The organism is Mesorhizobium sp. WSM4817, from assembly GCF_055811135.1.
The window spans coordinates 185,931-197,636 of sequence record NZ_JBVVQQ010000004.1; the positions used below are offsets into that span (position 1 = coordinate 185,931).

Consider the following 11,706-nt stretch of genomic DNA (forward strand, 5'->3'; position numbering starts at 1 on the left):
ATGAGGATGTATTGTCCGGCACTGGACGATGCGAGTCCAGCGACAGGCCAATTGTCGATGCTGGCGCTGCCCCTCATCCGCCTGCCGGCACCTTCTCCCGTATAGTGACGGGGCGAAGGGGCTGGCCGCAACCTCGGCTCGCTTTCTGCAACGCCGGAGATTGGCGAAATCCTGTGCGAAGGCGTCTTTCTCCCCGTCACTATACGGGGAGAAATGCCCGGCAGGGCAATGAGGGGCAGCGCCAACCAATGCGATTGCCTTGTATCCTCACGCAAATTCCATGATCACCGCGTCGACGGCGAGACTGTCGCCCGGTTTTGCCTTGAGTTTCGACACGGTGAGATCGCGCTCGGCGCGCAGCACGTTTTCCATCTTCATCGCCTCGACGACCGCCAGCGTCTCGCCGGCCTTGACCTCCTGCCCTTCGGCAACGGCGATCGACACGACAAGGCCGGGCATCGGGCAGAGCAGCATCTTCGAGGTGTCGGGCGCCACTTTTTCCGGCATCAGCCTTTCGAGTTCGGCGGTGCGCGGCAGCATGGCGCGTACGCTCACCGACATGCCTTTCCAGGCGACGCGAAGCCCGTTCAGCACCGGCCTGACCTGCGCGGCGATTCTTCGGTCGCCGACCGTGCCGCGCCAGATCAGGTCGCCCGGACGCCAGTCGGACGTGACCGTCAGCGCCGTGCCGCCGTCAATCGACAGACCAATCGCCAGCGGAATTGAGATCATGCCTTCGAGAACCGAGGCCGAAAGGTAATCCTTGCCGATCTTTACCACCCAGTCGCGTTTCAGGACACCCGAATGCGGCGCCAGCCGCCCGCCGAGCCGGTCGAGCCGGTCGCGGCGCAGCAGTTCGACCGCGGTGGCGATCGCTGCGAGCACGGCCGTTTCCTCGCTATCAGGCACGATCGGCGCGAAGCCGTCCGGATATTCCTCTGATATGAATGCGGTCGATATCCGCCCTTCCCGCCAGCGCGGATGCTGCATAAGTGCTGCCAGGAACGGCATGTTGTGCTCGATGCCGTCGACGACAAAACTGTCGAGCGCTTCGGACATGGCGTCTATCGCTGCGAGCCGCGTCGGCGCCCAGGTGCACAGCTTGGCGACCATCGGGTCATAGAACATCGAGATTTCCGAACCCTCGGCAACCCCGGTATCGTTGCGGATGACGATGTCGCCGAACTGTCCCTCTTGCGGCGGCCGGTATCTCGTCAGCCGGCCGATCGACGGCAGGAAATTGCGATACGGGTCCTCGGCGTAGAGCCGGCTTTCCACCGCCCAGCCGTTCAGCCTGACGTCGCTTTGCTTGATAGCGAGCTTTTCGCCGGCTGCTATGCGGATCATCTGCTCGACCAGGTCAATGCCGGTGACGAGCTCGGTCACCGGGTGCTCGACCTGCAATCGTGTATTCATTTCAAGGAAATAGAAGTTCTTTTCACTATCGACGATGAACTCCACCGTGCCGGCGCTCTGGTAGTCGACCGCCCTGGCCAGCGCCACCGCCTGCTCGCCCATGGCTTTCCGGGTCCTGGCATCGAGGAAAGGGGAAGGCGCCTCTTCGACGACCTTCTGGTTGCGGCGCTGGATCGAGCATTCGCGCTCGCCGAGATAAAGCGCATTGCCATGCGCGTCGGCCAGCACCTGGATTTCGATGTGGCGCGGATCGACCACGAACTTTTCGATGAAGACGCGGTCGTCACCGAACGAGCTTTTGGCCTCCGACCGCGCCCGGTCGAACCCGTCGCGCACCTCGGCCTTGCTCCAGGCGATGCGCATGCCCTTGCCGCCGCCGCCGGCCGAGGCCTTGATCATCACGGGATAGCCGATCTCGCCGGCTATTTTCTCGGCATGACCGGCATTCTCGATGACGCCAAGCCAGCCGGGCACCGTGCTGACCTTGGCCGCATTGGCGAATTTCTTCGATTCGATCTTGTCGCCCATCGCCCTGATCGCTCCGGGTTTCGGGCCGATGAAGACGATGCCTTCGTTCTCCAGCGCTTCACAGAAGGAGGCGCGTTCGGACAAAAACCCGTAGCCGGGGTGCACGGCTTCAGCACCCGTCGCCTTGCAGGCGGCGATGATCTTCTCCGGCACCAGATAGCTCTCAGACGCCGGCGAAGGCCCGATATGGACAGCCTCGTCGGCCATCTCGACATGCACGGCGTCACGATCGGCGTCCGAATAGACCGCGACGGTGGCGATGCCCATCTTGCGAGCCGTCTTGATGACGCGGCAGGCGATCTCGCCACGATTGGCGATCAGGATTTTTGTGAACATGCGGGTTTTATTCCCTCGGCTGCCTTTCTTTTATGGGCTTGGCCCGGCCGGTCAAGGCACGTAGGCGCATATCCGGGGTGCCGAGTCGCGCCTGGTGCCGACCAAAACCGGGCACCGAACTGTCAATTCGTCCCATAGTCCTGAACCTGCAGATACGCTAAAGCTCGCCTCGATTGCCGATTTGGCTTGAGAGGAGAGCCCCGATGAAAACCCGTGCCGCTGTCGCTGTCGCCGCCGGAAAGCCGCTGGAAATCCTGGAGGTCGACCTCGACGGCCCTCAGCCCGGCGAGGTGCTGGTCGAGATCAAGGCGACCGGCATTTGCCACACCGACGAATTCACGCTGTCGGGCGCCGATCCCGAAGGCATTTTTCCGGCGATCCTCGGCCATGAGGGCGCCGGAATCGTCGTCGATGTCGGCAAGGGCGTCACCTCGGTCAAGAAGGGTGACCACGTCATCCCGCTCTACACGCCGGAATGCCGGCAATGCCCGTCCTGCCTGTCCAGAAAGACCAATCTGTGCACCGCGATCCGCGCCACGCAGGGGCAAGGGCTGATGCCGGACGGCTCGTCGCGCTTCTCGATCGGCAAGGACAAGATCTTCCACTATATGGGCTGCTCGACCTTCTCCAACTTCACCGTGCTGCCCGAGATTGCGGTGGCCAAGGTCAATCCCGACGCGCCCTTCGACAAGATCTGCTACATCGGCTGCGGCGTCACCACCGGCATCGGCGCGGTGATCAACACAGCCAAGGTCGAGATCGGCGCCACGGCCGCCGTCTTCGGCCTCGGCGGCATCGGACTCAACGTTATCCAGGGACTGCGCCTGGCCGGCGCCGACATGATCATCGGCGTCGACCTGAACAACGACAAGAAGGAATGGGGCGAGAAATTCGGCATGACGCATTTCGTCAATCCGAAGGAGATCGACGGCGATATCGTGCCCTATCTCGTCAACATGACAAAACGCGGCGCCGACCAGATCGGCGGCGCCGACTATACGTTCGACTGCACCGGCAGCACCAAGGTGATGCGCCAGGCGCTTGAGGCATCGCACCGCGGCTGGGGCAAGTCGGTGGTCATCGGCGTTGCCGGCGCCGGTCAGGAGATCTCGACGCGGCCGTTCCAGTTGGTCACCGGACGCACCTGGATGGGCACCGCGTTCGGCGGCGCGCGCGGCCGCACCGACGTGCCGAAGATCGTCGACTGGTACATGGACGGCAAGATCGAGATCGACCCGATGATCACCCACACGCTGAAGCTGGAGGACATCAACGAGGGTTTTGATCTGATGCATGAGGGCAAGAGCATCAGGAGCGTGGTGGTCTATTGAGAATTTGCGACGTGGCCGGGAGGAAGCAAGGCAATCGCTTCAGGTCTGCGCCGCCCCTCATTGCCCTGCCGGCATCTTCTCCCCGTATAGTGACTGGGAGAAGGGGCTGATCGCAACGTCGGCACGCTTTCTGCCACGCTGAAGATTGGCGAAATCCTTTGCGAAGGCGTCTTTCTCCCCGTCACTATACGGGGAGAAATGCCCGGCAGGGCAATGAGGGGCGGCGCCGACCTTTGAAGCGATTGCGCTGCACCAACAGGTCCGGAGCGTTGCTGGGATGGCGACCGCTCGAATATCATCGACAGAGCCAGGCACAATCGCCCGGCTCCATACGCGTTGGACGAACCATGCTCGCACCCGCCATTTACGTCGATGCCGATGCCTGTCCGGTGAAGGCCGAGGTCGAGAAGGTCGCCGAGCGCCATGGCGTCGTCGTCACCTTTGTCTCCAATGGCGGCCTGCGCCCGTCGCGCGATCCGATGATCCGCAACGTCGTCGTGTCCAAAGGCGCCGACGCGGCGGACGACTGGATCGTCGACAATGCCAAGCCCAACGACATCGTTGTGACATCAGACATCCCGCTTGCGGCCCGCACGGTGGCGCTCGGCGCCCATGTGCTTGGGCCGACCGGACGCCCGTTCACGCCGGAAACGATCGGCATGGCGGTGGCGATGCGCGACCTCAAGCAGCATCTGCGCGAGACCGGCGAAAGCAAGGGCTACAATGCCAGTTTCGCGCCGCAGGACCGCTCGCGGTTTCTTGGCGAGCTCGACCGCATCTTGCGGCGTGCGCTGAAATCCGCCGCGCTGGGCTAGCGCTTTCACCTCGGACCGGAGGTCAGCGCAGCAAACCAGAATAACATGCGCACAATCAAAAGTGCTATAATGTCCGAGTCTTAGAGGACGAGCGGCGGTGTAGAAGACGGACCGCATCAGAGGCCGGGCCATGACGACCGAGCTGCCCTGAAGAAACCACTGCACCGCCGCATCCAGTTCGCGGTGTCGGCCTGCATCGGCGTGGTGGCACTGGCGATCGCGCTGGCCTTGCGCACTCTGCTCGCCTTCTCCATCGGCGCCAATGCGTTTTTCGCCGCCTACACCGCCATTGTCGTCGCCCAGATGCCGCTGCTCACCGGCCGCTATGTGAGCAAGCATGCCCGCGCCACCGACCAGCCGGTGCTGGTCATCTTTGCCGTGACTCTGATTGTCGTCGCCGTCGCCTTGATCTCGTTGTTCCAAGTGATCAATCGCGAGGGCAGCGCGCATCGTGTCGAACTCACCTTTGCGCTGCTGTCGATCCCGCTCGGCTGGTTCACCATCCACGCCATGACCGCGCTGCACTACGCACATGTTTACTGGGTCAACGACGAAGAGACCGATCCCGGCAGCAAATCGAAGCAGAAAAAGCCCGTCGGCGGCCTTTCGTTTCCCGGCAAGGAGGAGCCGGACGGCTGGGATTTTCTCTACGTCTCGGCCACCATCGGTATGACCTCACAGACCTCCGATACCGCGGTCTCGACCACGCAAATGCGTCGTATCGTGCTTTTGCATTCGATCGTGTCGTTCTTTATCAATACAGTGATCGTCGCTGCCGCGGTCAACCTCGCCGTCAGTTTCGGGAGCCGGTAGCACCGGGCAGGCTGTAATAATTCCGTGATCGGATGAAACATCGCTTTGGCCGGCGACGTATTGGGAGGAGAACGATCGGAAAGGCCGACTGAGCGGCCGGAAGGACGCGAAAAAATGCAATCGGTGGCCAGGAGCCAATCAACCGTCGGGCCAGATACTGCCGCGCCGAAGGATGCGACGCTGATCTACCGGCAGTCGCGCTGGACGCGGCTGACGCACTGGCTCTGGGCCATTTCGCTGTTCTTCATGCTGCTTTCCGGCCTGCAGATCTTCAACGCCCGCCCGCAGCTCTATATCGGCAAGGAATCGGGATTCGCCTATAACAACACCATCTTCGCCATCGGCGCCGAGAACACCGCAAACGGCCCGCGCGGCTACACCGAAATCTTCGGCAAGCGCTTCGACACAACCGGTGTGCTCGGCTGGTCGGGGCCGGCGGGTCGGGAGACGGCCCGCGCCTTCCCGTCCTGGGCGACGATCCCCTCCTACTACGACCTCGGCACGGCCCGCGTCGTCCATTTCTTCTTTGCCTGGATACTGACCACGACCCTGGTCGTGTGGCTGGTCGCCAGCCTGATCAACGGTCATCTGCGCCGCGATCTTGTCCCGCGCATCCCCGATCTCAGGCGCTTGCCGCGAGACATCGTCGATCATGCCAAATTCAAGTTTCACCAAACGCGCGAATACAACACGCTGCAGAAGATGGCCTATGGCGGCGTGATGTTCGTGCTGCTGCCGTTGATGATCATCACCGGCCTTGCCATGTCGCCGAGCATGAACGCGGCGCTGCCGTTCCTCAACGATCTGCTTGGCGGCCGGCAGACGGCGCGGACCATTCATTTCATAGTAATGCTGCTGCTCGTCGCCTTCTTCATCATCCATATGCTGATGATCTTCGCCGCCGGCCCGATCAACGAGCTGCGTTCCATCATCACCGGTTGGTACCGAACCGATCCGCCGGAGCATGGCAGCAAGACGCCGCAGAGGAGTGCGTGAGATGGCGAAGTTTGTGATCAGCCGCAGAAAATTCCTGACCTCGGCAAGCCTCGGCGTCTCCGGCATCATGCTGTCGGGTTGCGATGCCTTCGACAGCCAGCTTCGTGTCGGCGAGGGCCTGCGCAGCTTCCTTGAAGACGCCAACGGCCTGACCTGGCGCGCGCAACGCCTGCTCGCCGGCGATTCGCTTGCGCCGGAATTCACCGAAGCCGACATTCGCCAGCCGCAGCGGCCGAACGGCGTCACCGCGCCGGACGACGATGTCTACAAGGGCCTGCTCGCCAACAATTTCGCCGACTGGCGGCTCGAGGTTTCCGGCCTCGTCGAAAAGCCGCTGTCGCTGACCCGCGAGCAATTGATGAACATGCCGAGCCGCACCCAGATCACCCGCCACGACTGCGTCGAAGGCTGGAGTTGCATCGCCAAATGGACCGGCACGCCGCTGTCGCTGGTGCTGGACCAGGCGGTGGTCAAGCCGCAGGCACGCTATGTCATGTTCCATTGCCTCGACACGATCGACCGCAGCCTGTCCGGCGACATCAAATATTACGGCTCGATCGACCTGATCGATGCCCGTCACCCGCAGACGATCCTTGCCTATGGCCTGAACGGCAAGCCGCTGCCGGTCGAGAACGGTGCGCCGCTGCGCGTCCGCGTCGAGCGCCAGATCGGCTACAAGATGCCAAAGTATCTCCGCAAGATCGAACTGGTCGACAGTTTCGCCGCCATCGGCGGCGGCAGGGGCGGCTACTGGGAGGACAATGGCTACGACTGGTACGGCGGCATTTGATCGCAACGCTGTCGCTGGCAGGTGACAAGGTGTCGCCGACAGGCTATGGATGACGAGTCGAGGGCTCAAATTGAGTCCTACCTGTTTGCGGGAGAGAGCAGCGAGAGCTGCCGCCGAAGGGGAAATCGCCCGAAATCTCTCAGGCAAAAAGAACCGTAGACGGGAAAGACACTCTGGAAAGTCGGGGCTTTTTTCGCCCCGCGCCGAAGGTGTAAGCGCTGCCGACAGAGTTACGGGGCGCGAGTCTCTCAGGCTTCAGACAGAGGGGCACGGACTGGTCGCCATTCGCGGCCGATTGCGTGCGACTCTGGAGACGACATGACGGGCGACGACACCAAACACCTTCCCCTAGAAGACCTGCACGTGGCCGCCAGTGCGCGCTTTGGCGCGTTCGCCGGCTGGTCGATGCCGCTCACCTATCCGGCCGGCGTGATGAAGGAGCACCTTCATACCCGCGAACATGCCGGCCTGTTCGACATCTCACACATGAAGCTGTTCGAGATCAGTGGCTTGGGCGCTGAAGCACTGCTCAATCGTGCCTGCCCGTTCGACGCCGGCGCGCTTGAGATTTCCCAGTCCAAATACACGTTCTTTCTCAATGAAGCCGCCGGCATCATCGACGATCTGATCGTCACCAGGCTCGGCCGGCAACGCTTCATGGTCGTCGCCAATGCCGGCAATGCTGAGGCCGACGAAAAACACCTTCGTGAGCTTGCCGACTTTGATGCCAAGGCGGACTTTGACGCCAAGATTGAAGCACTCGACCGCGTCTTCCTGGCAATCCAGGGTCCCGAAGCCTGGGCCGCCCTGTCGCGCGCCGGCATCGAAACCGGATCGCTGCTGTTCATGCACGGCTTCGAGCCGCGCGAAAACTGGTTCATGAGCCGCTCGGGCTATACCGGCGAGGACGGCTTCGAGGTCGGCCTGCCGGAAGCGGATGCGCGAAATCTCGTCGCCAAACTGCTCGAGGACGAGCGAGTGATGTGGGTTGGGCTGGCCGCCCGCGACAGCCTGCGGCTCGAAGCAGGGCTGTGCCTGCACGGACTGGACATCACGCCTGAGATCGACCCGGCCAGCGCCGGGCTGATGTGGGCGATCCCGAAGGAGGTTCGCGCCTCCGGCGCTTTCATCGGCGCCGACGCATTGCGTGCAATCCTGGAGCGCGGCCCGGCGCAAAAACGCGTCGGCCTGAAGCCGGAGGGCCGCCAGCCGGTGCGCCCCGGTGCAACCCTTTTCGATGCCGACGGCAAACCCGCCGGCCACGTCACCTCCGGCGGCTTCGGCCCCTCGGCCGGCCATCCGGTCGCCATGGGCTACGTCCAGGCGTCGCTGGCCAAACCCGGCGCAAAACTCTTCGCCGACGTTCGCGGGACCAAAATCCCGATCGATATCAATCCCCTGCCCTTCACGCCGCATCGCTACCGCAAAGGATGAACTTCATGGCAAAGACCTATTTCACTGAAGATCACGAATGGCTCCGCGTCGAAGGCGGTATCGCCACCATCGGCATCACCGACTACGCGCAGGAACAGCTCGGCGATCTCGTCTTCGTCGAATTGCCGGAGCCTGGGAAAAAGCTGGCCAAGGGCGATACCGCCGTCGTGGTCGAATCGGTCAAGGCGGCATCGGACGTCTATGCGCCGGTCGACGGCGAGATCACCGAGGCCAACACCGCGCTTTCGTCTGATCCGTCCCTGGTCAATTCGGCGGCGGCCAGCGACGGCTGGCTGTGGAAGATGAAGCTGGCCGATGAAAGCCAACTCGAAGGTCTCCTGGATGAGGCCGCCTACAAAGCCCATATTGGTTGAGAGAGCAGGACCAGGAAAGATGACCGCAGCACCCTACTCCTTCTCGGCCCGCCATATCGGCCCCGGCCTCAATGATGTCAGAGCCATGCTGGCGACGATCGGCGTTCCGTCGGTCGAGACGCTGATCAGCCAGGCTGTGCCGAAATCGATCCGGCTCGACCGGCCGCTGGCCTTGCCGGCCCCGGCGAGCGAAGCCGAGGCGCTGGCCGAGCTGTCAGCGACAATGGCGAAAAATACAGTTTTGAAGAGCTTCATCGGCGCCGGCTATCACGGCGTCCACGTGCCGCCGGTCATCCAGCGCAACCTGTTCGAGAACCCGGCCTGGTATACGGCTTACACGCCCTACCAGGCCGAGATCAGCCAGGGCCGGCTCGAAATGCTGTTCAATTTCCAGACCTTGGTCACCGAACTGACCGGGCTGCCGGTCGCGTCGGCCTCGTTGCTCGACGAGGCGACGGCGGTGGCCGAAGCAGTCGGCATCGCGTTACGCCACCACCGCGATAAGCGGACCAAGGTGGCGCTGGCCGGCACGCCGCATCCGCAGACGCTTGACGTCGTGCGCACCCGCGCCGAGCCGCTCGGCATCGAGGTCGACGGTGACACGATCGACGACAACACAGCCGCTCTGCTGGTCTCCTGGCCCGATACGTTTGGCGTCTATGGCGACCACAGGGCGGCAATTGAGAAAGCTCGCGCCACCGGCGCGCTGGTCGTCTTCATTGCCGATCCGCTCGCCCTGACGCTGACCGACGCGCCGGCTGCGCTTGGCGCCGACATCGCCGTCGGCCCGATGCAGCGCTTCGGCGTGCCGATGGGCTTTGGCGGGCCGCATGCCGCTTATTGCGCCGTTTCCGACAGGCTGACGCGGCTGATGCCCGGCCGCCTGGTCGGCCAGTCCACCGACAGCAAGGGCCGGCCCGGCTATCGCCTCGCCTTGCAGACGCGTGAACAGCATATCCGCCGCGACAAGGCGACCTCCAACATCTGCACCGCGCAGGCGCTGCTCGCCAACATGGCGACCGCCTATGCGATCTGGCACGGCCCTGCCGGGCTGCAGGCGATTGCCGGCCGAATCCATGCATTGGCCAACCGGCTGGCTGACGGTCTCAAGGCAGCAGGAATCTCGGTGCTTGGCGCAAGCCGATTCGACACGGTGACGGTGGAAGTGAAAGGCAGAGCCGGGGCGATTGGCGCCGCAGCCGAAAAGACCGGCCGATTGCTGCGCGTCATTGACGCCGACCGCATCGGCATCAGCTTCGACGAGACCTCGACCGATGCCGATCTGGAGGCGATCGCGGCGCTGTTCGGCGCCAAGCCGGGCGCAGCCGTCGGCAGCACCATGCCCGGAAAACCGCGCGGCAAGGCGTTTCTCACGCAGCCTGTCTTCCGCGAAAACCACTCGGAAACCGACATGATGCGCTTCCTGCGCCGGCTGGCCGACAAGGACCTGGCGCTCGACCGCGCCATGATCCCGCTCGGCTCCTGCACGATGAAACTCAATGCCGCCGCCGAGATGATGCCGGTAAGCTGGCCTGATATCGCCAATTTGCATCCCTTCGCCCCGGCAAGCCATTCGGCCGGTTACCGCGCCATGATCGACGAACTGGAAGCCTGGCTGGCGGAGATCACCGGCTTCGACGCGGTGACCCTGCAGCCCAACGCGGGCAGCCAGGGCGAGTATGCCGGGCTGCTCGCCATTGGCGGCTATCACCGCTCACGCGGCGAAGCTCACCGCACGGTCTGCCTGATCCCGTCATCGGCGCATGGCACCAATCCGGCGAGTGCGGCGATGGCCGGCATGAACGTCGTCGTCGTGCGCTGCACCGAAGACGGCAACATCGACGTCGACGACCTGAAAGCCAAGGCGGACGAGCATGCGCAAGACCTTGCGGCGCTGATGTTCACCTATCCCTCGACGCACGGCGTTTTCGAGGAAGGCGCGCGCGACCTCTGCGCCCTTGTCCATGAGCATGGCGGCCAGGTCTATTTCGACGGCGCCAACCTCAACGCGCTGGTCGGTCTCGCCCGCCCCGGCGACATCGGCGCCGACGTCTGCCACATGAACCTGCACAAGACGTTCTGCATCCCGCATGGCGGCGGCGGTCCCGGCGTCGGCCCGATCGGCGTCAAGGCGCATTTGCAACCCTATCTGCCCGGCCACGTCGTCGAAGGCTCGGGCCATGCCGTGTCGGCTGCACCGTTCGGCAGCGCTTCGATCCTGCCGATCACCTGGATGTATATCCGGATGATGGGCGCTTCGGGCCTGAAGCAGGCGACCGAGACGGCGATCATTTCCGCCAATTATGTGGCGACGCGGCTCGGAGCGCATTTCCCGGTGCTCTACAAGGGCAGGCACGAGCGCGTCGCGCATGAATGCATCCTCGATACCCGCGTGCTCAAGGACAGTGCCGGCATCAGCGTCGACGACGTCGCCAAGCGGCTGATCGACTATGGTTTCCATGCGCCGACCATGTCGTTTCCGGTCGCCGGCACGCTGATGGTCGAGCCGACCGAGTCCGAGCCCAAGCGCGAGCTCGATCGCTTCTGCGAGGCGATGATCGCGATATCAGGCGAGGCAGCCAAGGTGGCGAAAGGCGAATGGCCCCTAGCCGACAATCCGCTGGTCAATGCGCCGCATACCGCCGCCGAGGCGCTGGCCGGCCAGTGGACCCATCCCTATTCGCGCCTGGAGGCGGCCTACCCCGCCGGCGATGCCGACACGTCAGCCAAATACTGGCCGCCGGTGTCGCGCATCGACAATGTCGCCGGCGACCGCAACCTCGTCTGCTCCTGCCCGCCGCTGTCGGAATATCTGGGGGCGGCGGAGTAGACCATGATCCCGAAAAGTGGAATCCGGTTTTCGGACAAGATCA

The 11,706-nt window shown here is 63.5% G+C and carries 9 protein-coding genes and 1 riboswitch; of the genes, 8 read left to right on the forward strand and 1 reads right to left on the reverse strand.

The genetic code is table 11. The features are described 5' to 3' along the window. Positions 1-267: 267 nt before the first annotated feature. Positions 268-2,280 carry an acetyl-CoA carboxylase biotin carboxylase subunit gene (locus AC0L2K_RS07930; protein ID WP_473531051.1) on the reverse strand — a complete coding sequence of 671 codons (2,013 nt, stop codon included), beginning with the start codon at positions 2,278-2,280 and terminating at the stop codon, positions 268-270. A gap of 203 nt (positions 2,281-2,483) precedes the next feature. On the opposite strand from AC0L2K_RS07930, the gene AC0L2K_RS07935 reads away from it, so the two are divergent. The 8 genes from AC0L2K_RS07935 to gcvP all read left to right on the forward strand — a co-directional run bounded on the left by AC0L2K_RS07935 (position 2,484) and on the right by gcvP (position 11,663). Next, positions 2,484-3,611 (forward strand): S-(hydroxymethyl)glutathione dehydrogenase/class III alcohol dehydrogenase, encoded by a 1,128-nt coding sequence (locus AC0L2K_RS07935; protein ID WP_473531052.1) that lies wholly within the window; start codon positions 2,484-2,486, stop codon positions 3,609-3,611. Between the two features lie 347 nt (positions 3,612-3,958). Then, positions 3,959-4,426: a YaiI/YqxD family protein gene (locus AC0L2K_RS07940; RefSeq protein WP_287174027.1), complete on the forward strand. Its 468-nt coding sequence runs from the start codon at positions 3,959-3,961 to the stop codon at positions 4,424-4,426. A 183-nt stretch (positions 4,427-4,609) separates the two neighbouring features. Continuing rightward, complete coding sequence (locus AC0L2K_RS07945; protein ID WP_473531053.1) at positions 4,610-5,239, forward strand: DUF1345 domain-containing protein; 630 nt, start codon at positions 4,610-4,612, stop codon at positions 5,237-5,239. Positions 5,240-5,353: 114 nt separating this feature from the next. After that, positions 5,354-6,235 (forward strand): cytochrome b/b6 domain-containing protein, encoded by an 882-nt coding sequence (locus tag AC0L2K_RS07950; RefSeq protein ID WP_287257977.1) that lies wholly within the window; start codon positions 5,354-5,356, stop codon positions 6,233-6,235. 1 nt (position 6,236) lies between these two features. Continuing rightward, complete coding sequence (locus AC0L2K_RS07955; RefSeq protein ID WP_473531054.1) at positions 6,237-7,025, forward strand: molybdopterin-binding protein; 789 nt, start codon at positions 6,237-6,239, stop codon at positions 7,023-7,025. Positions 7,026-7,103: 78 nt separating this feature from the next. After that, positions 7,104-7,191: riboswitch (glycine riboswitch) on the forward strand. Positions 7,192-7,343: 152 nt separating this feature from the next. Next, positions 7,344-8,459, forward strand: coding sequence for a glycine cleavage system aminomethyltransferase GcvT (gcvT, locus tag AC0L2K_RS07960; RefSeq protein WP_473531055.1), 1,116 nt, complete (start codon positions 7,344-7,346; stop codon positions 8,457-8,459). Positions 8,460-8,464: 5 nt separating this feature from the next. Next, positions 8,465-8,833 carry a glycine cleavage system protein GcvH gene (gene gcvH / locus AC0L2K_RS07965; RefSeq protein ID WP_027156276.1) on the forward strand — a complete coding sequence of 123 codons (369 nt, stop codon included), beginning with the start codon at positions 8,465-8,467 and terminating at the stop codon, positions 8,831-8,833. 19 nt (positions 8,834-8,852) lie between these two features. Next, positions 8,853-11,663: an aminomethyl-transferring glycine dehydrogenase gene (gene gcvP / locus AC0L2K_RS07970; RefSeq protein ID WP_473531056.1), complete on the forward strand. Its 2,811-nt coding sequence runs from the start codon at positions 8,853-8,855 to the stop codon at positions 11,661-11,663. Positions 11,664-11,706: the final 43 nt, after the last annotated feature.